Annotated in this window: 19 protein-coding genes; 17 read left to right on the forward strand and 2 right to left on the reverse strand. The window is 53.6% G+C overall.

What is annotated here, in order from left to right; translation table 11 throughout:
* Nucleotides 1-6: 6 nt before the first annotated feature.
* The 4 genes from GTPT_RS07120 (at nt 7) to GTPT_RS07135 (ending at nt 7,528) form a co-directional block, all read left to right on the forward strand.
* Nucleotides 7-3,441, forward strand: a complete 3,435-nt coding sequence (locus GTPT_RS07120) for a type VI secretion protein IcmF/TssM N-terminal domain-containing protein (RefSeq protein WP_029990873.1) — start codon at nt 7-9, stop codon at nt 3,439-3,441.
* 19 nt (nt 3,442-3,460) lie between these two features.
* Complete coding sequence (gene tssH, locus GTPT_RS07125; RefSeq protein ID WP_029990874.1) at nt 3,461-5,995, forward strand: type VI secretion system ATPase TssH; 2,535 nt, start codon at nt 3,461-3,463, stop codon at nt 5,993-5,995.
* Entirely contained in the window at nt 5,982-7,103 is a 1,122-nt protein-coding gene (locus GTPT_RS07130; protein ID WP_029990875.1) for a VasL domain-containing protein, read from the forward strand. The genes tssH and GTPT_RS07130 overlap by 14 nt, the downstream gene beginning before the upstream one ends.
* Nucleotides 7,104-7,198: 95 nt before the next feature.
* Nucleotides 7,199-7,528, forward strand: a complete 330-nt coding sequence (locus tag GTPT_RS07135) for a chorismate mutase (protein ID WP_241964843.1) — start codon at nt 7,199-7,201, stop codon at nt 7,526-7,528.
* Nucleotides 7,529-7,728: 200 nt separating this feature from the next.
* On the opposite strand, the gene sseA is transcribed toward GTPT_RS07135, so the two are convergent.
* On the reverse strand, nt 7,729-8,571 hold the full coding sequence (gene sseA / locus GTPT_RS07140) for a 3-mercaptopyruvate sulfurtransferase (protein ID WP_025903658.1): 843 nt from the start codon (nt 8,569-8,571) through the stop codon (nt 7,729-7,731).
* Between the two features lie 321 nt (nt 8,572-8,892).
* Between sseA and ndk the strand changes: the two genes are divergently transcribed.
* The 11 genes from ndk (at nt 8,893) to GTPT_RS07195 (ending at nt 19,380) form a co-directional block, all read left to right on the forward strand.
* Nucleotides 8,893-9,324, forward strand: coding sequence for a nucleoside-diphosphate kinase (gene ndk, locus GTPT_RS07145; RefSeq protein WP_025903657.1), 432 nt, complete (start codon nt 8,893-8,895; stop codon nt 9,322-9,324).
* Nucleotides 9,325-9,509: 185 nt separating this feature from the next.
* Nucleotides 9,510-10,685 carry a dual-specificity RNA methyltransferase RlmN gene (gene rlmN / locus GTPT_RS07150; protein ID WP_025903656.1) on the forward strand — a complete coding sequence of 392 codons (1,176 nt, stop codon included), beginning with the start codon at nt 9,510-9,512 and terminating at the stop codon, nt 10,683-10,685.
* A gap of 74 nt (nt 10,686-10,759) precedes the next feature.
* Nucleotides 10,760-11,500 (forward strand): type IV pilus biogenesis/stability protein PilW, encoded by a 741-nt coding sequence (gene pilW / locus GTPT_RS07155; RefSeq protein ID WP_111678624.1) that lies wholly within the window; start codon nt 10,760-10,762, stop codon nt 11,498-11,500.
* A complete protein-coding gene (gene rodZ, locus GTPT_RS07160; protein WP_029990882.1) occupies nt 11,490-12,530 on the forward strand; it encodes a cytoskeleton protein RodZ in 1,041 nt (346 codons plus the stop codon). The genes pilW and rodZ overlap by 11 nt, the downstream gene beginning before the upstream one ends.
* A 32-nt stretch (nt 12,531-12,562) precedes the next feature.
* Nucleotides 12,563-13,684: a flavodoxin-dependent (E)-4-hydroxy-3-methylbut-2-enyl-diphosphate synthase gene (gene ispG, locus GTPT_RS07165; protein ID WP_025903653.1), complete on the forward strand. Its 1,122-nt coding sequence runs from the start codon at nt 12,563-12,565 to the stop codon at nt 13,682-13,684.
* Between the two features lie 110 nt (nt 13,685-13,794).
* A complete protein-coding gene (gene hisS, locus GTPT_RS07170) occupies nt 13,795-15,069 on the forward strand; it encodes a histidine--tRNA ligase (RefSeq protein WP_025903652.1) in 1,275 nt (424 codons plus the stop codon).
* 40 nt (nt 15,070-15,109) lie between these two features.
* Nucleotides 15,110-15,727: a YfgM family protein gene (locus tag GTPT_RS07175; RefSeq protein WP_025903651.1), complete on the forward strand. Its 618-nt coding sequence runs from the start codon at nt 15,110-15,112 to the stop codon at nt 15,725-15,727.
* A 19-nt stretch (nt 15,728-15,746) separates the two neighbouring features.
* Complete coding sequence (bamB, locus tag GTPT_RS07180; RefSeq protein ID WP_025903650.1) at nt 15,747-16,928, forward strand: outer membrane protein assembly factor BamB; 1,182 nt, start codon at nt 15,747-15,749, stop codon at nt 16,926-16,928.
* A gap of 171 nt (nt 16,929-17,099) precedes the next feature.
* On the forward strand, nt 17,100-18,587 hold the full coding sequence (gene der, locus GTPT_RS07185; RefSeq protein ID WP_025903649.1) for a ribosome biogenesis GTPase Der: 1,488 nt from the start codon (nt 17,100-17,102) through the stop codon (nt 18,585-18,587).
* Between the two features lie 47 nt (nt 18,588-18,634).
* On the forward strand, nt 18,635-18,892 hold the full coding sequence (locus GTPT_RS07190) for a YfgJ family double zinc ribbon protein (protein ID WP_235501141.1): 258 nt from the start codon (nt 18,635-18,637) through the stop codon (nt 18,890-18,892).
* The gene (locus tag GTPT_RS07195; RefSeq protein ID WP_029990886.1) at nt 18,892-19,380 is read left to right on the forward strand and encodes a DinB family protein; all 489 of its coding nucleotides are present in this window, start codon (nt 18,892-18,894) and stop codon (nt 19,378-19,380) included. The genes GTPT_RS07190 and GTPT_RS07195 overlap by 1 nt, the downstream gene beginning before the upstream one ends.
* 95 nt (nt 19,381-19,475) lie before the next feature.
* Here the strand turns inward: GTPT_RS07195 and xseA are convergent, their stop codons facing one another.
* Nucleotides 19,476-20,867 carry an exodeoxyribonuclease VII large subunit gene (xseA, locus tag GTPT_RS07200; protein ID WP_029990888.1) on the reverse strand — a complete coding sequence of 464 codons (1,392 nt, stop codon included), beginning with the start codon at nt 20,865-20,867 and terminating at the stop codon, nt 19,476-19,478.
* Nucleotides 20,868-21,025: 158 nt separating this feature from the next.
* Here xseA and guaB point away from each other — a divergent pair, with 158 nt between their 5' ends.
* Together guaB and guaA are read left to right on the forward strand one after the other, a co-directional pair.
* Nucleotides 21,026-22,492: an IMP dehydrogenase gene (guaB, locus tag GTPT_RS07205; protein ID WP_029990889.1), complete on the forward strand. Its 1,467-nt coding sequence runs from the start codon at nt 21,026-21,028 to the stop codon at nt 22,490-22,492.
* Between the two features lie 69 nt (nt 22,493-22,561).
* Nucleotides 22,562-24,142 carry a glutamine-hydrolyzing GMP synthase gene (guaA, locus tag GTPT_RS07210; protein WP_025903644.1) on the forward strand — a complete coding sequence of 527 codons (1,581 nt, stop codon included), beginning with the start codon at nt 22,562-22,564 and terminating at the stop codon, nt 24,140-24,142.
* Nucleotides 24,143-24,184: the final 42 nt, after the last annotated feature.

The following is a 24,184-nucleotide window of genomic DNA, read 5'->3' on the forward strand; positions in this document are numbered from 1 at the left end:
GAACGTATGCTGAAAAAATTATTCGTTTTTGCCGGATGGCTGTTGCTGTTGTGTCTGGTGTTTCTCTTCTGCTGCATCACCGGGCTTTGGCATGAGTGGAGTACGGTCACCATTTTCGCGGTCTGGGTGAGTGTGCTGATCGCAGCCGTCCTGCTGTGGGTCTCACTGCTTTGGCTGACACAGCTGATTAAAGATAATAAAGCACGCTGTTTTTTCCGTAAATTTCGCCTGTCACGCCGGGAGTTTGTGCTGTTCGAACACTGGAAATCCGGGGCGGCGGTGGTCAGGCGCATACAGCGTAAACGCCCCCCGATCCCGTGGTATCTGCTGCTCGGCGACCGCTGCGGCAAAACGTCACTGCTGGCCGGATCGGGACTGCCGGTTTTCTCCGGGAATAAACAGGACAATAACGTTGTACCGACTCACACCTTGCGCTGGTGGTTTTTCCATAACGCCGGCTTCCTGGACATCTCCGGCAATTTCCTCAACGGCGCTCCGGCATTCCACCGTGCCTGGGGGAAAATGGTCGGTTGGATCACGCGAGCACCCGCACCGGCGGGGATCCTGATCTGCCTGCCGGTCAGCGAACTCATGAACGAAGACATCAGCGCGCTACATGAAAAGGCGCGCAAAATCCGTACCCGGATAGATCCTCTGACCCGCAAACTTAAGCGCCGGCTGCCGCTCTACATTACGGTGACGCAGTGCGATAAATTCCCGGCGTTCAGCCTGTGGGCAAGGCAATTATCCTTCGCTCAGCAACAGCAGGCGCTGGGATATTACTGGCCGACGCCGCCGGAAATCGATGGTAAAGACACCTCGATGTTGCTGCCGCTTTTTACCGCGCTGAAAAAAGGGTTTGATCTCGCCCGGCTCAGCATTGTCAGCACACCCGATTCAGTGCAGGACAAGGTCGCGCTGCTGGCGTTCCCGGAAGCGTTCGCCCGGCTGGAAGATCCGCTGCGGCTTTTTGTGGGGTCGCTGTGTGAACCCAATGCTTACTTCACCCCGGCAACGCTCGGTGGCGTGTGGTTCACGGCAAGTGAGCAACAGGATAAAAATAAAAGTCACCGCACCACCTTATTTGTTCACGACTTGCTGGCATACCACCTTCCGGCGTTCAGTAAAACGCGCGATGTGCAATGGCATTACCGCAGGAAACTGCGCGCAGTGACGGGCCGCCTGTTACTGCTGGGCTGCGTGATGGCGCTGGGTTACAGCGCACTGAAAAGTACCCTGCTGATGCAGCACAACATGGCGACGCTGCCCCCGGGAGCACTGGTCGATGCACTGATGAAAAACGAAACGTACCACGATTCCCCGCTGGTATATCTGCCTTTTGCGCACGTGCTTAACGACCAGCACAGGCTGGCTGAAGCACGCCTGCGGAAGACACTACCGTCTCAGTTACTGAACGTCGATGCTCAGCTCCCGGCGTATGAGCAGCAATTTTTGACGGCGTCCTTGCCCGTGAAGCGTCAGATGGTGCTCAGTCTGGCTCAGACCCTGCTGACCCGTCAGGCGATGCGTGACGGTGCCACGCTGGCGGCGCTGAGCCTGAGACCAGCCATCCCTGATGCCCTGCGGCTTTACTCTGTCGATCCTTCGGCATCCCCGTACGCGAGGCTGGCACTTGAACGCCGGGAGATGCAACAACCCACCGGTGCCAGACATCTGGCGGCGCTGCATCGTCTGCTAACCGCGCTTATCAATGATGACCACACGCTGGCCTGGCTGACCGCGCCGGATGACACTCTGCATGATGTCCTGGCCAGCGACTACTGGCCGCAACTGCCTGACACCGTCAGATTATCCGGTATCTGGACACGACAGGGCGAAGTGCAGCTTACCGAATGGGTGAACCTCATCGTACAGGCCGGAGGAAAATCGCCATCCGGGGCCGCACTTCAACAGTTTATGCAGGCTTTGCCTGTCCTGCGGCAAAACGCCTGGCGCAGGATGTTGTTCTCCGTTGCGTCTTATCTTCAGGATCAGGCCCCGCGTTCGCTGTCGCAAAACCAACTGATTGATATGGCTCAAGGGCAAAGCCCCGCGATGCAGTTTGCAAGGCGTGTTGCCCTCGACCTGGAGGATATTCCGAAGCAAAGCCTCCAGCCCTGGCTGGCAGAACTGCAACGCTTACAACGTCTGCCTGCACAGGCTGCAGAAAACCCTGCGCTGAAGACATTAAAGGGCGTTGACGCGACATTTCGTCAGGGATTGAGGGCATGGCTGGGAGGCGGACAATCACTCTCTGCCGCCACGTCCGGTTCGCCTGTGATTATCGCATGGCAGAAATGGCAGGCGGCGTTGAATACGGTGATCAGTCAGGCTCTGAATCAGGGGGCCCTGAGCCCGGCGCTGACCGACGGTCTTTTCGCCGCGCAGACGGACGTCCAAAAAAACAATCCGCTGGTCACACTCTTCGCCGGTTTTGAACAGTTGCGTAAAACGTCAGATCCCCGCAGCCAGGAAATCGGTGTGGATGCGGTCTGGTCGTTATATCAAAGCGAGGCCGGGGCGCTTCTGGCCCACTCACTGTCTCGCTCTGGCTGCTGGCTCAACGAGCAGTGGCAAAGTAACGTGCTGTGGCCGATACGCAAAAATACTCAGAGACTTGAATACGACGCACAGGTGGTGCTGACGGGGCAGTATCTGGCGGACTTCTTCCGTGGCCCGGCCAAAAACTTACTGATCATTAATGAGCAGGGACCACAGGCCGGCTCATATCAGGGGCAGACGTTACCGCTGAGTGACGAGTTTCTGAACATTGCCCGTCACCTGCTAAATCCGGAAGATGTGCTTGACGTCCCGCAGCGACCGTTCACTGAGAATGCCGATCAGCTGGCAGTGCTCAATGATCAGATGGCACAACTGACCCTGCAGCAAAAAGCCATGGAGAGTACCCCCTACAGTATCAGCATCGTCAGCCAGCCGGCGACCGTGCCGGAAGGCGCACGCCTGATCCCGACAGGCTCGCGCCTGACGCTGGAATGTCAGAGTGGTGTCAGCGTGCTTGATAGCATGAATTTTGCCGAGCAAACGCAATTTATCTGGCGGCCGGGACAGTGCAAGCGAGTGACACTGGAAGTGAAATTCCCTGATTTCACCTCTGCCTACCACTATAACGGTAACAGCGCCTGGCCTGACTTCCTTAACGATTTTGTGCGTGGCGAAGCGTTGATTGACGTCCGTGATTTTGATGACAACGCGGATGCTATGGCGGCACTGAATATCAGACAGATACTGCTGCGCTTCAGGATTTCCGACCCGACTCAACTGCGAAACGCATGGATGGGCTGGAAAGCGCTGGACAGTCAGTTGGCGGATCTTAAAAAACAAAAACAGCGTCTGGAAACAACAAAACAAACTCTCGAACCTTCTGCCGCGCTGCGTGGCCGACTCTCCGGCCTGCCGGAAACTGTCTCTGAATGCCGGTAATTTACGAAATGGAATATTTATGAGCCGCTATTTAAAACACATCGTTGATAAACTGACCCCGGAAAGCCGTGCGTGTCTGGACGACGCCGTCAGTCAGGCGATTTCCCGTACCCATCATGAAGTCGACGTTGAACATCTTTTACTGGCGATCATTGTTCGCCACAGCAGCCTGATGGAAACTCTCAGTCTGAGTGCAGGGCTGTCCGGTGATGCCCTGCTCAGTGCGACACAGCAAACGTTAAACACATTGCGAAACGGTAACAGCCATGCGCCAGTGTTCTCCTTTGGTCTGGTTCAGTGGCTGGAAAAAGCCTGGGTTTGCGCCAGTGCGGGCTGGGGACTAACGCAACTGGCCCCCGCTGCATTATTGGCGTGTCTGCTGGATGAAAATACTGCACCGGAACTGGCCGGCGGCGTACGTAAAGCACTTCACTGTACGCCGGAGGTTGCAGAAAATGTGTTGTTTAACGCCTGCCAGCCCGCAGAAAGCCATGTGCTTTCACCGGCACAGACGAACCACAGCACCCTCTCTACATTTACCCGAAACCTCAGTGCGCAGGCGCGTAACGGCGAACTGGATCCGGTACCGGGACGGGAAGCAGAAATTCGCCAGATGATTGATATCCTGTTGCGCCGCCGCCAGAACAATCCGATCCTTACCGGCGAGCCAGGCGTGGGAAAAACCGCGCTGGTGGAAGGCCTGGCGCTGCGCATCGCTGCGGGTAACGTTCCCGATATGCTGAAATCCATGGAAGTCCTGACGCTGGATCTCGGCCTGCTACAGGCGGGTGCCAGTGTGAAAGGTGAGTTCGAGAATCGCCTTAAGGTGCTGATGGAGGAAATTACCGGTGCCCCGCAGCCTGTCATCCTGTTTATTGATGAAGCGCACATGCTGATTGGCGCAGGCGGTCAGACCGGCCAAAACGATGCAGCGAATCTGCTGAAACCCGCGCTGGCACGCGGCGAGCTACGCATTGTGGCGGCCACCACCCGGGCGGAATACAAAAAGTATTTCGAGAAAGATGCCGCACTGACCCGCCGTTTCCAACCGGTGGAGGTTGCCGAGCCGTGCATAGAAAGCGCTACCGCTATGCTGCGAGCCATCGCGCCCGCCATGTCCCGTCATCACGGGGTACAGATCCTTGAGAGCGCTATTCACGCCGCGGTGACCCTCTCTTCCCGTTACATCACCGGCAGGCAGTTACCGGACAAATCCGTCAGCCTGCTCGATACCGCCTGTGCCCGCGTGGCAGTATCCCGGTCGTATTCTCCGAAAGAGATTGAAGATATCGAGGCTCAGCTTACTCATCTGCACACTGAACGTGATGCGTTAAATAAAGAAGGGCAGCACGGGAAGCGGCTGGCTACGCTGGCTCAGCGGGAAACTGAACTGATGGCCGAACGGATCCATCTCCGGCAATTGTGGAAGCAACAAAAAGCGCTGGTGCAACAGTTGCAGGAAAGCGACGATGCAAGCGCCATTGCCCGATGGCGCAGTGAACTGGCGAAGTTACATGAAACCCATGCGCTGGTATTTGATTGTGTAGACACCGCCTGTATCGCCGATGTGGTCTCCGGGTGGACGGGCATTCCGCTGGGACGGATGATGGAAAAAGAACATCATCAACTGAGTGAGTTACATCACCGGCTGGAACAGCGCATCGTCGGCCAGAGTCACGCACTGGCAACCATCGCCACGCAAATCCGTATCAGCCGCGCCAACCTTAGTGACCCGCAAAAACCTACGGGTGTCTACCTGTTAGCCGGCCCTTCCGGTATCGGAAAAACGGAAACTGCGGTGGCGCTGGCGGAGTTGCTGTACGGTGGTGAGCAAAGTCTGGTAACGATCAATATGTCAGAATATCAGGAGGCGCACAGCGTCTCTGGCCTGAGGGGGTCGCCACCGGGGTATGTAGGTTATGGTCAGGGCGGTGTGCTGACCGAGGCAGTGAAACGCAATCCGTACAGCGTGGTACTGCTCGACGAAGTGGAAAAAGCCCATCCGGATGTGATGGAAATGTTTTATCAGGTGTTCGACAAAGGCATGATTGAGGATGCGGAAGGTCAGCGCATCAACTTCCGTAATACCCTGATTATTATGACATCAAACCTGGCGAGTGCGAAGATCATCGCAGCCTGCGAGGGAGGAGAGACCTCGCCAGAGGCACTCTGTGAGCTGATACGCCCGGAGTTCGAGCATGTTTTCCGCCCGGCTCTGATGGGGCGCATCACGTTAATCCCGTATCTGCCGTTAAAACCCCAAACGCTTGCGCAGATCATCAGGCTTAAGCTGGACAAAATCTGCCATCGTTATCACGTCGCCAGCAACGGCGAGAGTCAACTGAGTTACAGCGAAAGCGTTGTCACCCGGATAGCCGGACTGTGTCAGGTGAACCAGAGCGGTGCCCGCGATATCGATCAGGTACTGAACCGGCATACACTGCCATTGCTGGCAGATCACCTGTTTCAGGAAGACAAGGTCATGAAAGGCGGGCTGAAACTTACCCTCAGCAAAAATAAACTCGTGACGCGGAAACACCATGACAAAGGCTAATGCAATTTTAAAACCTGTTGATGTGAAAATCAGTTGCCACGATCCTCGCCATCACCATGAGTTTTTGCTGCTCAGTAACAACGTCAATGGCTGGAAGCGCCACGTTCACGACCGGTCATGGTGGCTGACGCAAGAGAACCAGTGCCTGGAGATCTTTCAACGCCACGGTTACGACCTGCAAAGCGGGGTCTGGTATTGCCTGATCAGCGGCCATCGCCACGGCTGGATTGGCATGGCCAATGCCACGTTATTGCTGGCGGAAGCCTTTGGCAGAAAACAGCTCCAGTGCTGGCCACCCTTAGCCGCCACAGATCTTCGCATGCAAATTATCGAATGGTATGCCACGAATGCTGCGACCAGTGTTTACAGCCTGCCGCTCACCAGTGCAGAACCTGATACGCTGACACAGCTTGAAGAAGCCGTATCGATGATGCTCAGCCATGCGTTGAGCCTGCAATCGCGCAGTCAGGCGGCGCTGAGTCATCTGCTCGATTATCTCCGGTCAGGCCGCCGGTCGTTGCAACAACGGGCGCTGGCGATAACCCCGGCGGTTTCCGCGCCGGCATCGCCGGGTGTTCAGGCCGCCAGAGAGCCTCTTCCGGAGCCTGTGGTGCAGCCGCATTGCCGCTCCCGGAAGTCCTGGCTTGTCAGTGGTATGGCCGGGATCGCGTTGACTCTCTGCGCGATGAGTATTTTTCACTGGCTGGAGCAACCTTCTGCAGCGGTGCGTTTAAATGTCCTGTGGCCGGGCAATCCGTTGACCGTCCGCTGGCAACGCTATTTTGCTGAACAAAGAGCCAGTCTGCCGACCATCAATAGCTGGGCGACGGTAAATCGCCAGCTTGAACATCTGGAACAACGCCTGCTTGATGCCGAGCAAAAGCGTAAGTCCTATATGACTATCTCAGAGCTGAAAACCGCAATTTATCAGATGCGTCAGACACTCCAGTTGGGCGGTCAGCCGGTATTTGCGCAACTTGATGAGGTACAACGAAAACTCGATAACCATCATCCGGTGAGCGAAACGGAAATTAACGCGATTTCACAGCATTTAGAAGCGCTGAACAGCCGTTTAACCGAGCTCAAAAGCGAACATGATCTCTTATAGGTCAGGACTTACCTTCGACGGGGGAGCATCGTTCTGGTATGTTGTCCGTGATGTTTTGTGATCGGAACGAAAATTCCCGCGAAAAAGGAACCTGAATGATGTCTTCTGCAACGATTATATCCCCGGAGTCGTGCCGTGACATGACCGAAATCCGGCACGAAATCGATCGTATCGATCAGCAGGTGATCTCGCTGATCGGAGAGCGCTATCAGTTTGTCAAAGCTGCGGCAAAATTTAAAAAAACGGCGGATCAGGTGCAGGCAAACTCCCGGTTTGAGTCCATGCTCCGGCAGCGTCGGGAATGGGCGGTGGAGTGCGGTCTGGAACCGGATGTGATTGAGGCCCTGTATCGCGACCTCGTGGGTTGGTTTATTTCAGAAGAAATGACGCACTGGTCACGGCAACAGTCTGCTGCTGACCGATAATCCCGGCATCAGTTGCAGAGTGCCGCTATGCGGGTTGGGCGCACGATACTTTTCCCCGCTCCCGCCGCCGCATCATTATCATGGGCGGGAGAGGGGAGAGACAGGCGGTTCGCCCGGTAATAAAGGTGCTGCCCATCCGGTGTTGCTGAGTAAAACCCGGACGGATACCGGCAGACCGCCCTGCGGAAATTACTGACCGGTTACTGAACGCCAGGTAAATCGTCCCGGCTTCCCCATTCCCCCCAGGAACCATCATACAGCGAGACCTGTTTATGGCCGAGCTGTGTCAGGGCTGCAATCAGGACAACCGCAGTCACTCCGGACCCGCAGGACGCGATGACCGGTTTTTGCAGGTCTACGCCTGCCGATTCAAAGACCGTTTTCAGGCGGGCGTTATCTGACAGGCGTCCGTCACTGACCAGGGTATTCCAGGGCACATTCAGGCTGCCCGGAATATGGCCGCGTTTCAGTCCCGGGCGGGGTTCATCCACCTCAGCATGAAAACGCGGGGCTGAACGGGCATCCAGTATCTGTGCTCCCCCTTCATGGCTCACCAGCAGCACATCATTCAGACGCTTAATTTGATCCGGTTGCGGGTGGGCCTCAAAAATACCGTCTGTCAGTGCCGGTTGGCCCTGCTCAGTCCCGTAGCCGCCGGCTTTCCAGGCCTGTAACCCGCCCGCAAGGATAGAGACTTCTGCCACGCCGAAATAACGCAGCATCCACCAGGCTCTGGGGGCAGAAAACAGACTGCCTTCATCGTAGACCACCAGATGTTTATCACTGCAGATGCCAAGTTCACGCATCGCAACCGCGAATGCTTCCGGTCGGGGCATCATATGCGGGTAGGGACTGGTGTGATCAGACAACGCTTCAATATCAAAGAAGGGAGCTGAAGGCAGGTGTTCCGCCAGATACTCCTGAGTAATATTGCGGGTCTGTTCCTGTCCTGGCGGTAACATACGTGCATCGAGCACCTGAACCTGTGGGTCATGCTGATGTTCTGCCAGCCATTCAGGGGTAACAAAAAGCGTCTGACTCATAGCCTCTCCTGTGAATGAGCATTTTTTTGAGTGTCGGTGATTTTAAGAGGCAGCTCAAGCCTTGTGCCGCAAAAAAAGCAGGCCAACGGTGACGACAGGCGTTGGCCTGATCCCGGTGACTGGCTGCGCTGATTACTAATTGACCTTCCCGGGCGGTCTGCTGACTTTTTTTAAAAAAAATGTAATTACCCGTAGGCAATGAGCGCTTAGCCCCCTATAATTTGCGCCGTTTCTTCGCCGGAATGGTTAATTCGTACGCTTTTAATAAGAATACCAGGCCATTCCACGCGACATACTTTGGAAGTTCAGACTGAGGTCAAAATGACAATCGAACGTACTTTTTCTATCATCAAGCCAAATGCTGTTGCTAAAAACGTGATTGGTGCTATCTACAACCGTTTTGAAAGCGCTGGCTTCAAAATTGTTGGTGCTAAAATGCTGCACCTGACTAAAGAGCAGGCTGAAGGCTTCTACGCAGAACACAAAGGACGTCCTTTCTTTGATGGTCTGGTTGAATTCATGACTTCAGGCCCGGTTGTTGTTTCAGTTCTGGAAGGTGAAAATGCTATCCAGCGTCACCGTGACCTGATGGGTGCAACTAACCCGGACAACGCACTGGCAGGAACTTTACGTGCCGATTACGCTGACAGCTTCACCGAAAACGCAACTCACGGTTCAGATTCTGTAGAATCTGCAGCACGTGAAATTGCTTACTTCTTCGGTGAAGGTGAAGTCTGCGCACGCACCCGTTAATCTGTCGGTGCGGGAATTCACTGTAAATATACAGTGACAAAATTGTCATCGAAAGGGGGACCCCCGATGGCATCCCGCAACAGATAATGTACAATGAACACCCCCGCAGAGTTTTCTGCGGGGGTGTTCCTTTTTAACTATCCATTACCGCGCCATAACGTGTAACAACGAGGCCAGAGATTATTATGTCCGAACCTGCAGCTACTCCTGTGTCCGATACCCCCGTAACCGTGACCCCTAAAAACACCAAAATCAACTTGCTGGACCTTAACCGTCAGCAGATGCGTGAATTCTTCCTTGAAATGGGTGAAAAACCTTTCCGTGCCGACCAGGTCATGAAATGGATGTATCACTACTGCAGCGATGATTTCGAGCAAATGACCGATATCAACAAAGTGCTGCGCCAGAAACTGGCCCGGGTTGCGGAAATCCGTGCGCCGGAAGTGGCCGAAGAGATGCGTTCTTCTGACGGTACCATCAAGTGGGCAATCCGCGTGGGTGACCAGTTGGTCGAGACGGTATATATCCCGGAAGACGACCGTGCGACATTGTGTGTTTCTTCGCAGGTAGGGTGTGCACTGGAGTGTAAATTCTGCTCAACCGCTCAGCAGGGCTTTAACCGTAACCTGCGTGTGTCCGAAATTATCGGTCAGGTATGGCGTGCGGCTAAAATTATCGGTGCAGCGAAAGTCACCGGTCAGCGCCCCATTACTAACGTTGTGATGATGGGAATGGGTGAACCCCTGCTGAACCTGACCAATGTCGTCCCGGCGATGGAAATCATGCTGGATGACTTCGGATTCGGGCTGTCTAAACGTCGTGTCACGTTATCGACTTCCGGTGTGGTGCCGGCACTCGATAAACTGGGCGATATGATCGATGTTGCGTTGGCTATTTCTCTGCATGCGCCGAACGACGCGCTGCGTGATGACATCGTACCGATCAACAAAAAATACAATATTGAAGCGTTCCTGCAGTCGGTCAAACGCTACATGGAAAAATCGAATGCCAATCAGGGCCGCGTGACGGTGGAATACGTCATGCTGGACCACGTTAATGACAGCACTGATGATGCACATCAGCTGGCTGAAGTACTGAAAGATACGCCCTGCAAGATTAACCTTATTCCCTGGAACCCCTTCCCGGGCGCACCTTACGGCCGCAGTTCTAACAGCCGCGTAGACCGTTTTTCTAAGGTGCTGATGGAATATGGCTTTACCACCATTGTGCGTAAAACCCGTGGTGATGATATTGATGCCGCCTGTGGTCAGTTAGCCGGGGACGTTATTGACCGGACCAAGCGGACAATGCGTAAAAAAATCGCCGGGGAAGAAATCTCTGTGAAGACGGTTCAGGCGTAACCAAAGCAGGCTTTCCCTGGTCTGAGCGCTGTGTGACTCTGCTGATGACACCGTAACCATCAGCAGGGAGAGGCATGATGCTCAGATATTCAGGGATAGTTTGTGGGTTGCCGGTGGTGTTTTTATTCACCGCCTGTACGCCACATCCCGGCCCCGTGGCCGGAGAGATACGCTTACAATTGGGCCTGCAGTATCTGGCGGCTGGCGAATATACTGCAGCTGAACGTAATTTACGGCGTGCCGTCAAGGCATCGCCGGACGATTATCGCCCATTACTGGGGCTTGCCAGGCTTTATCAGACTCAGGGCCATGATGCGATGGCCGGAGTCTGCTACACTCGGGCGGAGAAGCTGGCACCTGAAAATGGTTATGTACTAAATAATTACGGTGCGTTTCTCTGTGCTTTAAGGCAGTATGATAAAGCGCAGTCGCGTTTTTTACTGGCAACTCTTGCAACAACAGGGGACGGCCGGACTCAGACGATGCTGTCAGCGGGGTATTGTTTTCTTGATGAGGGGAAACGAGGCCAGGCAGCAGAAAAACTGACGGCTGTGATCAGTAGTGAACCCGCTGCAGCAGATAAGTTACTGGCAGAAGCGGGGCGTCGCATTGAACGACAGAAGTTTGCAGATGCCGGATTTCTGCTGGAGATTTATCACCAGTTTCGTTCTGCCAGTGCAGAAAGCTTATGGTTAAAGATTCTTTACGCCGTGCAACAGAATGACGCCAGTGACGTGAAACGTTATGGTGAGCAGTTAGCGCGGATCTTTCCACTTTCGATACAGTACCAGCGTTATTTAGCTAATGAATACTGAAGCCACCCAAGAAAAATCAGCCGTTCAGTCCACCGGTGAGCGCCTGCGTTTAGCGCGCGAAGCCAAAGGACTGAGTCAGCAAAATGTTGCAGAACGTCTATGCCTGAAACTTTCCACGGTACGCGATATCGAGGAGGATAAGTCTCCGGCCGATTTAGCTGCGACGTTTCTGCGCGGTTATATCCGTTCTTACGCCCGTCTTGTGCAGGTACCGGAAGATGAAATTTTACCGATGCTGTCCAAACAGGCCCCCATCCGTGCGGCGAAAATTACGCCGATGCACAACATCGCCCTCGGCAGCAGCGGACGACGGAAAAAGCGTGACGGAATGTTAATGACATTCACTCTGCTGGTCATCGTTGTGGTTGTCGGCCTGACAGTGGCCTGGTGGTGGCAAAATCATAAAGCCTCACAGGCCGATCTTAATGCCATGACCAGTACCACGGCGGGCAGCGGTAATGAACAATCGATTCCGTTATCTGATGGCAGTGATGATGCCCCGGCCGGCGGTAATGCGATCCCACTGGATACCGGGAGTGCTGCGCCAGCCACAACGGACACGACTGCACCTGCTGCGACCGGTAACGCGGCAGCAGCCGATAACACGACACCTGCCTCTTCTGATGCTGCCGGCAGTGCGGCTCCGTCTGCGGTTGTGACACCGTCTCAGGCAGCCCCTGCGCCGACTCAGCCAGCGACACCGGCGGTACAGAGTCCTGCGGAAACACAGGCACCTTCGGCACCGGCAGCCTCTCCGGTCACGACCGATGCAACGGTGGCCACCACCAATGCACTGGTGATGAATTTCCGTGGCGATTGCTGGCTGGAAGTGACAGATGCTCAGGGTAAAAAATTATTCAGCGGATTACAGCATAAGGGCGGTCAGCTGAACCTTAACGGTAAAACACCTTACCGTGTCAAAATCGGTGCGCCTGCGGTTGTCTCTGTACAGTTCCGAGGTCAGCCCGTTGATTTAAGTCGTTTTGTTCGTACTAACCAGGTCGCTCGCCTGACGATTGGCGCGCATTAATACGCCATCCCGGGGACTTGTGGAGAGAAAATATGCATAACCAGGCTCCAATAAACCGTCGTAAATCTACCCGGATTTATGTTGGTAAGGTGCCAGTCGGCGACGGAGCGCCTATTGCCGTTCAGTCAATGACGAATACCCGCACTACCGATGTGGAAGCTACTGTTAATCAGATCAAGGCACTTGAACGTGTGGGTGCCGATATTGTTCGTGTTTCAGTTCCGACGATGGATGCGGCTGAGGCTTTTCGTCTGATTAAGCAGCAGGTCGATGTACCGCTGGTGGCTGATATTCACTTCGACTACCGTATTGCGCTGAAAGTTGCTGAATACGGCGTTGATTGCCTGCGGATCAACCCGGGTAATATCGGCAATAATGAACGTATCCGCCAGGTCGTGGATTGCGCACGTGATAAAAATATCCCGATCCGCATCGGGGTGAATGCAGGATCACTGGAAAAGGATCTGCAGGAAAAATATGGTGAACCGACGCCACAGGCCTTACTTGAGTCCGCGATGCGCCACGTTGATCATCTGGATCGTCTGAATTTTCATCAGTTCAAGGTGAGCGTTAAAGCTTCGGACGTTTTCCTGGCGGTTGAGTCTTACCGGCTGCTGGCAAAACAGATCGATCAGCCATTGCACCTCGGGATCACGGAAGCGGGTGGTGCCCGTGCCGGTTCAGTAAAATCTGCTATCGGCCTGGGCTTACTGCTTTCTGAAGGGATCGGCGATACGCTGCGTATTTCTCTGGCCGCCGATCCGGTTGAAGAAATTAAAGTCGGTTTCGATATCCTGAAGTCATTACGTATCCGCGCCCGCGGTATCAACTTTATCGCCTGCCCGACCTGTTCCCGTCAGGAATTTGATGTCATCGGTACCGTGAATGCTCTTGAGCAGCGACTGGAAGATATTATTACCCCGATGGATGTCTCCATTATTGGTTGTGTCGTGAACGGCCCGGGCGAAGCCACGGTGTCGACACTGGGTGTGACCGGCGGCAATAAAAAGAGCGGCTTCTATGAAGATGGTATCCGTCAGCGTGAGCGACTGGATAACCTCGATATGGTCGACCAGCTTGAAGCGCGTATCCGGGCTAAAGCCTCGATGCTCGACGAAAACCAGCGAATTAATGTCCGCCAGGTTGAGAAATAAGGGTTGATGTCTTCCTCAGGGAAGACATTTCTTTGATGATTGCACCTGTGCGGTATTGGCCCTATTAAGGTATGATGCCGGACAGGTTTTTTGTGTTAAGAGATTTTGACGTGGCAAAGAATATCCAGGCTATCCGCGGAATGAACGATTATCTGCCAGCAGATACCGCACTCTGGCAACGAATTGAACAGGTTCTGAAACAGGTACTGGCAGGTTACGGATTCAGTGAAATCCGTCTGCCTATTGTTGAACAAACGCCTCTTTTTAAACGCGCGATCGGCGAAGTGACCGACGTGGTCGAAAAAGAAATGTACACTTTCGACGACCGTAACGGCGATAGCCTGACTCTGCGCCCTGAAGGGACTGCCGGGTGCGTACGTGCCGGTATTGAACACGGTCTGTTGTACAATCAGGAACAGCGTCTGTGGTATATCGGACCGATGTTCCGCTACGAACGTCCGCAAAAAGGCCGTTACCGCCAGTTCCATCAGATTGGCGCAGAAGTTTTCGGCCTGACCGGGCCGGATATTGATGCGGAACTGATTATGATGACCGCCCGCTGGTGGAAGGCTCTGGGTATTGCTGACCATGTCAGCCTGGAACTGAACTCCATTGGTTCCCTGGAAGCTCGTGCAGCCTACCGTGATGCGCTGGTCGCCTTCCTGGAAGAACATAAAGAAGCGTTGGACGATGACTGTCAGCGCCGTATGTACAGCAACCCGCTGCGGGTACTGGACAGTAAAAACCCTGATATCCAGCAACTACTGAACGATGCACCTCAACTGGGTGACTATCTGGACGCAGAGTCCCGTGAACACTTTGACGGCCTGTGTGCACTGCTGGATGACGTGGGTATCGCTTATACGGTGAATCAACGCCTGGTGCGTGGTCTGGATTATTATAACCGTACGGTCTTTGAGTGGGTGACGACCAGCCTGGGCTCCCAGGGTACAGTCTGTGCCGGTGGCCGTTACGACGGTCTGGTGGAACAACTGGGTGGCCGTGCTACGCCTGCTGTCGGTTTTGCGATGGGTCTGGAACGTCTGGTACTTTTAGTGCAGGCCGTTAACCCGGAATTTGAACCGAACCGTAAAGTGGATGTCTATGTTATCTCTTCCGGCGCAGGGGTTCAGTCTGAGGCCATGAAGCTGGCTGAAGAAGTCCGCGATGCAGCCCCGGAGATTAAACTGATGACCAACTTTGGCGGCGGAAACTTTAAAAAACAGTTTGCCCGTGCGGATAAGTGGGGAGCGAAACTGGCTCTGGTGTTAGGCGAAGATGAAGTCAGCAACCAGCAGGTTGTTATCAAGAATCTGAGCTCCGGCGACCAGCAAACCGTTAACCGGAATGACGTCTCCAGGTTTTTACTGAGCGCACTGCAGTAAGCCAGGGATAAGTATTAAGTTTTAACAGGAGTAGGATTGCGTGGAAGTTTACAGTAACGAACAAGAGCAAACTGCGGCTCTCAGAAACTTCTTTACCGGCAACGGTAAAGCGCTGGCCGCCGGCCTGGTGATCGGTATTGCTGCCCTGGGAGGCTGGCGTATCTGGGTCAGCCATCAGGAAAGTAATGCCCTGGAAACGTCGGCCCGTTACCAACAGTTGTCTGAAGCCATGAATGCAGATAAGCCGGAAACGCTGGATGCGCTCGCTGCTTTTGTGAACCAGACACACGGATCTTATGGTGCTCTGGCAGCGATGAACCTTGCTAAGGTTTATGTTGACGGAGGCCACCTGGATAAAGCGACTCAGCAACTGGAGCAGGGGCTGAAAGATAGCGATGATGCTAATCTGCAGGCAGTGATGCGTTTGCGTCTTGCCCGTCTGCAGTTGCAACAAAATCATCCGGATGATGCACTGAAGACGTTGGACAGTATCAAAGGCGATGGCTGGACGGCGCTGATGGCCGATATCCGTGGTGAAGCGTTGCTCAGCAAAGGCGACAAACAGGGTGCCCGCGCTGCCTGGAGTAAAGGTATTGATTCTGATGCATCACCGGCAATGAAGCAGATGATGCAAATGAAATTGAATAATTTAAGCTAAGCCAGTAAAGAGAGAGCGCATGGAATTACGTAAATACCTGCTGCCGGGACTCGTTTCGGTCACTTTGCTCAGCGGTTGTTCGCTATTCAGTGGCGAAGAAGATGTCGTAAAAATGGCACCCCTGCCAAAAGTTGTAAATCAGTTCACCCCTAAAATGGTGTGGGATAAATCGGTTGGCGATGGTGTGGGTGATTTTTATTCGAATCTGCATCCGGCATGGCAGGATAATACTGTCTATGCGGCAGATCGCTACGGTATTGTTGAAGCACTGGATGCGAACACGGGTAAACAAAAATGGAAAGTTGATCTTTCTACCCGTACCGGTTTCTTCTCTTCCAATATACCGGCGCTGTTATCCGGCGGGATCACAGTACAGGGTAACCTGCTGTATATTGGTACAGAACACGGTAAAGTCTTCGCACTGAACAGCAGTGATGGTTCGATCGCCTGGCAGACTCAGGTTGCCGGCGAAGCCCTGTCACGTCCTGTGGTCAGCGATGGTTTAGTGTTGATCCATACCAGTAATGGTATGTTCCAGGCCCTGGACCAGAACACCGGTGCCAGCAAATGGGTGGTCAACCTGGATGTGCCTGCACTCTCTCTGCGCGGTGAATCTGCCCCGGCGACCGCTTACGGCGGTGCGATTATCGGTGGTGATAACGGGCGCGTGAGTGCTGTTATCATGAACCAGGGACAGATTATCTGGCAGCAACGTATCTCCCAGCCCAGCGGTGCGACCGAAATCGATCGTCTGAGCGATGTTGATACCACGCCGGTTATCGTTAACGGTGTCGTTTATGCGATAGCTTATAACGGTTCCTTGTCTGCGCTGGACCTGCGTTCAGGTCAGATCCTGTGGAAACGTGATATCGGCGGGGTTAAAAACCTGGTGGTCGATAACGGCCGTATCTACCTGGTCGATCAGAATGACCGCGTCGATGCGTTAAATATGGACGGTGGTGTGGAAATCTGGCGTCAGAGCGGTTTATTACACCGTAACCTGACCTCCCCGGTGCTGTATAATGGCTATCTGGTCGTCGGTGACGGTGAGGGTTATCTGCACTGGATGGATACCACCGATGGTCGTTTTGTCGCTCAGCAGAAAGTTGACAGTTCCGGGTTCCAGACCCAGCCGGTCGTCGCCGGTGATAAGCTGTTAATTCAGGCGAAAAACGGCGAGGTTTATGCCTTTACCCGTTAAGGGTAAGTAAAAATCCGGTAGTCAAATACCTGTTAATGGCGGCTCCTGTGATGCAGGGGCCGTTTCGTTTTTCTTCGGCTGACAGTTTTTCCTGTGAATAGCCTGAACTCTGTATCAGGAATCGTTATAATCACCGGATTCGGTCGAATTTTTTTGTCATGAGGCTTTATTATGGTACCTGTGGTCGCGCTGGTTGGACGTCCCAACGTAGGAAAATCCACACTTTTTAACCGTTTAACGCGTACCCGTGATGCGTTGGTAGCGGATTTCCCTGGTCTGACACGTGATCGTAAATACGGGCGCGCTGAAGTTGAAGGCAGGGAATACATTGTTATTGATACCGGGGGTATTGATGGCACCGAAGAGGGTGTCGAAACCCGGATGGCCGCACAGTCGCTGATGGCTATCGAAGAAGCGGATGTCGTACTGTTTATGGTCGACGCCCGTGCCGGGGTGATGCCCGCGGATGAGCAGATTGCCCGTCATCTGCGTGCCCGTGAAAAAGCCACCTTCCTGGTGGCTAACAAAACCGACGGAATGGACCCGGATAATGCCGTTGTCGATTTCTACTCACTGGGAATGGGTGAAATCCACCCGATTGCCGCATCTCATGGTCGTGGTGTCACTCAGTTACTCGAAACGGTACTCTTACCCTGGGCAGAGGAAGAGGTCATCGAGCCACTGACTGAAGAAGAAGAGAACGAAGCGTACTGGGCCGCGGTGGAAGCTGAAGAGCAGGATCTGATCCCGGAAGATGAGGAAGACGACTTTGACCCGACCACATTGCCGATCAAACTGGCGATTGTCGGACGTCCGAACGTGGGTAAATCGACACTGACTAACCGTATTCTCGGTGAAGACCGGGTGGTGGTTTACGATATGCCGGGGACGACCCGTGACAGCGTTTATATCCCGATGGAACGTGATGAGCGTGAGTATGTGCTGATCGACACCGCCGGGGTACGTAAGCGTGGTAAAGTCAATGATGCGGTTGAAAAGTTCTCCGTGATCAAGACGTTGCAGGCGATTGAAGATGCCAACGTGGTGCTGCTGGTGATCGATGCGCGTGAAGGTATTTCCGATCAGGACTTGTCACTGCTGGGCTTTATTCTGAACAGTGGCCGGTCACTGGTGATTGTGGTCAATAAGTGGGATGGTCTTTCGCAGGAAATTAAAGACGAAGTTAAAGAAGCTCTGGATTATCGTCTGGGCTTTATTGATTTTGCCCGTGTTCACTTTATCTCTGCACTGCATGGCAGCGGCGTGGGTAACCTGTTCGAATCCATTACTGAGGCTTACGACAGCTCAACGCGTCGTGTGAACACCTCGTTACTGACGCGTATTATGAAAATGGCAGAAGAAGACCATCAGCCCCCGCTGGTGCGTGGTCGTCGTGTGAAGCTGAAATATGCCCATGCCGGTGGATACAACCCGCCGATTGTGGTTATCCACGGTAATCAGGTGAAGGATCTGCCGGATTCTTATAAACGTTATCTGATGAATTACTTCCGTCGCTCGCTGAACGTTATGGGTACGCCGATCCGTATTCAGTTTAAAGAGGGTGAAAACCCGTACGCCGGAAAACGTAACCTGCTGACGCCAACACAGCAGCGTAAACGTCAGCGTCTGATGTCGCATCTGAAAAAGAATAAGCGTTAATTAATTAAGAGGGCCTAAGTGTCCTCTTTTTTTATGCCCCGGAGGAAATGATGAATTCTGTCTGTATTCACTGCCAGACCCCGTTGTCGGAAAAAGAGAATGAGTTTGTCTGTCTGCAGTGTCAGCGACACTATCTGAAGCAACCCTGTTGTCCGGTTTGTCATCAGGCGCTGGAGGTCCTTAAGGCGTGTGGTGCCGTAGACTATTTTTGCCCGCAGGACGGTCTGCAGTCCCGGTCGACGGTTCTGTATCAGGCAGGTGCAGAGAAAATCTGTCATGATCAACAGATGAAAAGGGGTGACTGATGGACAAACAGACCCTGATAAAATTACTGGCTTATAAGCGCTGGGCTGATACCGCAACATTAGAGGCGATAAAACGGATCGAGCCGGCCTCGTCTGCGAAAGAGCATCATCTGATGCTGCGTCTGATGAATCATATTTATGTGGTGGACAGGATCTTCCGGGCCAATATGGCTGGCCGGCCGCATGGATACCAGGCATTGAATACCCCGGAAACTCCGACCGCAGAAGCGCTGATCACGGCGTTCAGGGAGAGTACAGACGAATATATAGCCTTTATCACGACGCTATCTGAGGATGAATTCGGGAAAGTGATCCGCTTTACCTTTGTCGATGGCGGTGAAGGCGAAATGCGGCTGATGGATATGGTCAATCATATTTTGTTCCACGGAACCTATCATCGCGGCGCGGTTGGCTGGCTGATCCAGAGTTGCGGAGGTGTCGCCCCGAAAGATGTCCTGACTGTGTTCCTTCGTGACTATCAGTCTTAAGGCCCTCTGATATCCTTGGTCAGGCAGGAAAGGGAAGACCCCGGTCTGCCGCCGGGCGGGTTTCCCGGCAGCCGCATATCTCAGCAGGGACGTGATTAGTCTGCGGAGGGGGCGCGGGGTTTGCGCGGACGTTTTGCTGCTTTTTGTGGTGTGATCGCCGTGATTTCACTTTCTATCCAGCCATCATTCAGCCGTGTTCGCAGAGTTTCCCCCGCCTGTACCTGCCGGGTTTCTTTTATGACATCCCCGTTGCTTCCGGTCGTTACACTGAACCCGCGCGCCAGTGTTGCCAGCGGGCTGGCACTTTCCAGTTGTACGGCCAGGGTAGCGAAGCGCTGCCTGCTCTCACTGAGTTGCTTTTCCAGCGCCTGTTGCAAGCGGTAGCGGGCCTCGCTCAATTGCCGGGAGCCCTGGTAGATCAGGGGTTGAGGCTGACGGCGTTGCAGCCGTTGTGAGAGCTGTTCAAAATGCTGGCTATGCTGCTGCAACTGTTGCTGCATGGCCGACTGTAACTGACGCTGTTGTTGTAATAACAGCGTTTGCTGGCGTGAAAGGCGTAATTGCGGATGTTGCTGGTTAAGCCGGTGTCCGAGCTGGCTGAAACTCTGCTGACGACGCGCCAGGTAGTAATCCATCGCCATTTCCATTTGCTGTTGCTGTGACAGCAACTGACGCAGGAGTTCGGTCTGATTACGGCTGACCAGTTCGGCTGCGGCGGAAGGGGTCGGTGCGCGCAGGTCAGCCACAAAATCACAGATGGTGATGTCGGTTTCATGGCCTACCGCACTCACTACCGGGATTTTGCTGGCAAAAACAGCCCTGGCAACACGCTCATCGTTGAAGCACCAGAGATCTTCCAGAGAACCGCCACCCCGGCCGACAATCAGTACATCACATTCCCGGCGCTGGTTAGCCAGTTCAATGGCCCGGACGATCCCGGCAGCGGCTTCGTTACCCTGCACGGCGGTAGGGTAGATCACCACCAGTAAAGAAGGGTCCCTGCGACCTAACACCTGTAAAATATCATGCAGAGCAGCCCCGCTGGCAGAGGTGATGACCCCGACCTGACTGGCAGGCGAGGGCAGCGGTTGTTTATGCTGTGCCGCAAACAGGCCTTCGGTATCCAGACGGGTTTTCAGTTCAAGAAATTGCTGCTGAAGGAGTCCTTCGCCGGCGGGTTGCATACTTTCGACAATCAGCTGGTAGTCACCCCGCGGGTCATACAAGGTAACGGTGGCCCGGACCAGTACCTGTTGGCCATTTTGCGGGCGAAAGCTGACCCGCTGATTACTGTTACGGAACATGGCACTGCGCACCTGAGCGTTATCGTCTTTCAGGGTAAAGTACCAATGTCCGGAGGCCGGCCGGGTAAAGTTGGATATTTCGGCAGTCAGCCAGACACGACCCATCTCATGTTCCAGCAACCGACGGACGGTCGCATTCAGGCGACTGACTGAGAAAATTTTAGTGTTTTCGTCATTCAACATGTGATGAAGATCAAATAATAAATCAGCGGGTTAATTGACCGATACTACATTGCCTGAACGAAGTATCAAGAGTTTTTTATAAAAAAGCTGGAGGCAAACGGTTCCCTCCTGTATAATGCCGCGGCAATATTTTATCACTTCCAGGTCGAGATATTGCTATGCTACGAATCATTAAAGAAGCCCTCACATTTGACGATGTTTTACTCGTTCCTGCTCACTCTACCGTCCTGCCGAACACCGCAGAACTCGGTACAAAACTGACTAAAAATATACGTTTAAACATTCCGATGGTTTCCGCAGCAATGGACACCGTCACCGAAGCCCGTCTGGCAATTGCGCTGGCACAGGAAGGTGGCCTCGGCTTTATTCATAAAAACATGCCTATCGAACGTCAGGCCGACGAAGTTCGCAAAGTCAAAAAATATGAAAGTGGTGTGGTGACTGAACCTCAGACCGTTCTGCCGACCACTTCACTGCTGGATGTTAAGCGCCTGACCGAAATCAACGGTTTCGCCGGTTACCCGGTGGTGAACGCCGAAAACGAACTGGTAGGGATTATTACCGGCCGTGATGTTCGTTTCGTTACTGACCTGAATCAGCCTGTTTCTGCGGTCATGACGCCGAAAGAGCGCCTGGTCACCGTGAAAGAAGGCGAATCCCGCGAAGTCGTTCTGCAGAAAATGCATGAAAAGCGTATCGAGAAAGCGCTGGTGGTGGATGCAGCATTCCATCTGAAAGGCATGATCACCGTAAAAGACTTCCAGAAAGCCGAACGTAAACCTAATGCCTGTAAAGATGAGCAGGGACGTTTACGCGTTGGTGCCGCTGTCGGTGCCGGTGCCGGTAACGAAGAGCGTGTAGATGCGCTGGTGGCTGCGGGTGTTGATGTTCTGCTGATCGACTCCTCTCACGGTCACTCTGAAGGTGTTCTGCAACGTATCCGTGAAACCCGCGCTAAATATCCTGACCTGGAAATTATTGGCGGTAACGTCGCGACAGCAAACGGTGCGAAAGCGCTGGCTGACGCAGGCGTGAGCGCAGTTAAAGTGGGTATCGGCCCTGGTTCAATCTGTACCACCCGTATCGTGACCGGTGTCGGTGTTCCTCAGATTTCAGCCGTGGCTGACGCTGTCGATGCGCTGGAAGGCACCGGGATCCCTGTGATTGCCGATGGTGGTATCCGTTTCTCCGGTGATATCGCTAAAGCGATTGCCGCGGGTGCTTCCTGTGTCATGGTAGGCTCAATGCTGGCCGGGACAGAAGAATCTCCGGGTGAGATTGAACTCTACCAGGGACGTTCATTCAAATCTTACCGTGGTATGGGCTCACTGGGTGCCATGTCTAAAGGCTCTTCTGACCGTTACTTCCAGTCTGATAACGCGGCTGACAAACTGGTTCCGGAAGGTATTGAAGGCCGTGTGGCTTACAAAGGCCGTATGAAAGAGATTATCCATCAGCAGATGGGCGGACTGCGTTCATGTATGGGCCTGACCGGTTGCCAGACAATTGATGACCTGCGTACCAAAGCTGAGTTTGTTCGTATCAGCGGCGCGGGTATCTCTGAAAGCCACGTCCATGATGTGACCATCACCAAAGAAGCGCCTAACTACCGTACAGGCTCTTAATCTCTTTCTTATCCTCATCGCCCGGTCATGCCGGGCGTTTTAAGTAAATTTATTGCCTGGAAAACTGTAATGACGACGGAAAATATTCATAAACATCGTATTCTGATCCTCGATTTCGGGTCTCAGTACACTCAGCTGGTGGCACGTCGTGTCCGTGAACTGGGCGTTTACTGTGAACTGTGGGCCTGGGATGTTACCGAAGAGCAGATCCGCCAGTTTAATCCAAACGGCATTATTCTTTCCGGCGGCCCGGAAAGCACCACCGAAGAAAACAGCCCGCGTGCCCCTGAATATGTCTTTACCGCTGGCGTTCCTGTACTGGGTGTTTGTTATGGTATGCAGACCATGGCAATGCAGCTGGGGGGGAAAGTTCAGGGATCTTCAGAGCGTGAATTCGGTTTTGCTCAGGTCGACATTAAAACAGACAGCGCACTGGTCAAGGATATCCAGGATACCCTGAATGCGGCCGGGCAGCCTCAGCTGGATGTCTGGATGAGCCACGGCGATAAAGTCACCGCTATCCCTGATGATTTTGTCACTGTTGCCAGCACGGAAACCTGCCCGTTTGCCATTATGGCGAACGAAGAGAAACGTTTCTACGGCGTACAGTTCCACCCGGAAGTGACACATACCCGTCAGGGGATGGCACTGTTACAACGCTTTATCATCGATATCTGTCAGTGTGAAGCCTTATGGACGCCGGCGAAAATTATCGATGACGCGGTTGCCCGTCTGAGCGAGCAGGTCGGTGATGATCAGGTCATTCTGGGATTATCCGGCGGAGTTGACTCTTCAGTGACGGCGCTGCTTCTGCACCGTGCTATCGGTTCACGCCTGACCTGTGTGTTTGTGGATAACGGTCTGCTGCGTCTGAATGAAGCTGAGCAGGTCATGGAGATGTTCGGTGATCGTTTCGGTCTGAATATTGTGCATGTTCCTGCAGAAAACCGCTTCCTGGACGCGCTGGCAGGCATTGATGAGCCGGAAGCTAAGCGCAAAACCATCGGTCGCGTCTTTGTTGAAGTCTTCGACGAAGAAGCACTGAAACTGGACAACGTGAAATGGCTGGCCCAGGGCACCATCTACCCGGATGTTATCGAATCTGCGGCATCCGCGACCGGTAAAGCGCATGTGATTAAATCACACCACAATGTGGGCGGTTTGCCGAAAGAAATGAAGATGGGGCTGGTGGAGCCGCTGAAAGAACTGTTCAAAGACGAAGTGCGTAAAATTGGTCTGGAACTGGGCCTGCCTTACGACATGCTGTACCGTCATCCGTTCCCGGGACCGGGATTAGGTGTGCGTGTTCTGGGTGAAGTGAAGAAAGAGTACTGCGACCTGCTGCGCCGTGCCGATGCTATCTTTATTGAAGAGCTGCATAAAGCTGACCTGTATAACAAAGTCAGCCAGGCATTCACGGTCTTCCTGCCGGTTCGTTCGGTAGGCGTTATGGGTGATGGCCGTAAGTATGACTGGGTGGTTTCACTGCGTGCAGTTGAAACTATCGACTTTATGACGGCGCACTGGGCACACCTGCCTTACGATTTCCTGGGTCGTGTTTCTAACCGCATTATCAACGAAATCGACGGGATCTCCCGTGTGGTTTACGATATCAGCGGTAAACCCCCGGCCACGATTGAGTGGGAATGATATACGGGCTAATCTGACCTAATCAGTTCTTATCAATTTATA

Source organism: Tatumella ptyseos ATCC 33301 (assembly GCF_000735525.1).
GTDB lineage: Bacteria > Pseudomonadota > Gammaproteobacteria > Enterobacterales > Enterobacteriaceae > Tatumella > Tatumella ptyseos.

Excerpts from the sequence above, each read along its gene's own strand:
- GTPT_RS07120 (WP_029990873.1), top strand. The coding sequence starts at position 7 with ATGCTGAAAAAATTATTCGTTTTTGCCGGATGGCTGTTGCTGTTGTGT.
- tssH (WP_029990874.1), top strand. The coding sequence starts at position 3,461 with ATGAGCCGCTATTTAAAACACATCGTTGATAAACTGACCCCGGAAAGC.
- GTPT_RS07130 (WP_029990875.1), top strand. The coding sequence starts at position 5,982 with ATGACAAAGGCTAATGCAATTTTAAAACCTGTTGATGTGAAAATCAGT.
- GTPT_RS07135 (WP_241964843.1), top strand. The coding sequence starts at position 7,199 with ATGATGTCTTCTGCAACGATTATATCCCCGGAGTCGTGCCGTGACATG.
- sseA (WP_025903658.1), bottom strand. The coding sequence starts at position 8,571 with ATGAGTCAGACGCTTTTTGTTACCCCTGAATGGCTGGCAGAACATCAG.
- ndk (WP_025903657.1), top strand. The coding sequence starts at position 8,893 with ATGACAATCGAACGTACTTTTTCTATCATCAAGCCAAATGCTGTTGCT.
- rlmN (WP_025903656.1), top strand. The coding sequence starts at position 9,510 with ATGTCCGAACCTGCAGCTACTCCTGTGTCCGATACCCCCGTAACCGTG.
- pilW (WP_111678624.1), top strand. The coding sequence starts at position 10,760 with ATGATGCTCAGATATTCAGGGATAGTTTGTGGGTTGCCGGTGGTGTTT.
- rodZ (WP_029990882.1), top strand. The coding sequence starts at position 11,490 with ATGAATACTGAAGCCACCCAAGAAAAATCAGCCGTTCAGTCCACCGGT.
- ispG (WP_025903653.1), top strand. The coding sequence starts at position 12,563 with ATGCATAACCAGGCTCCAATAAACCGTCGTAAATCTACCCGGATTTAT.
- bamB (WP_025903650.1), top strand. The coding sequence starts at position 15,747 with ATGGAATTACGTAAATACCTGCTGCCGGGACTCGTTTCGGTCACTTTG.
- der (WP_025903649.1), top strand. The coding sequence starts at position 17,100 with ATGGTACCTGTGGTCGCGCTGGTTGGACGTCCCAACGTAGGAAAATCC.
- GTPT_RS07190 (WP_235501141.1), top strand. The coding sequence starts at position 18,635 with ATGATGAATTCTGTCTGTATTCACTGCCAGACCCCGTTGTCGGAAAAA.
- GTPT_RS07195 (WP_029990886.1), top strand. The coding sequence starts at position 18,892 with ATGGACAAACAGACCCTGATAAAATTACTGGCTTATAAGCGCTGGGCT.
- xseA (WP_029990888.1), bottom strand. The coding sequence starts at position 20,867 with ATGTTGAATGACGAAAACACTAAAATTTTCTCAGTCAGTCGCCTGAAT.
- guaB (WP_029990889.1), top strand. The coding sequence starts at position 21,026 with ATGCTACGAATCATTAAAGAAGCCCTCACATTTGACGATGTTTTACTC.
- guaA (WP_025903644.1), top strand. The coding sequence starts at position 22,562 with ATGACGACGGAAAATATTCATAAACATCGTATTCTGATCCTCGATTTC.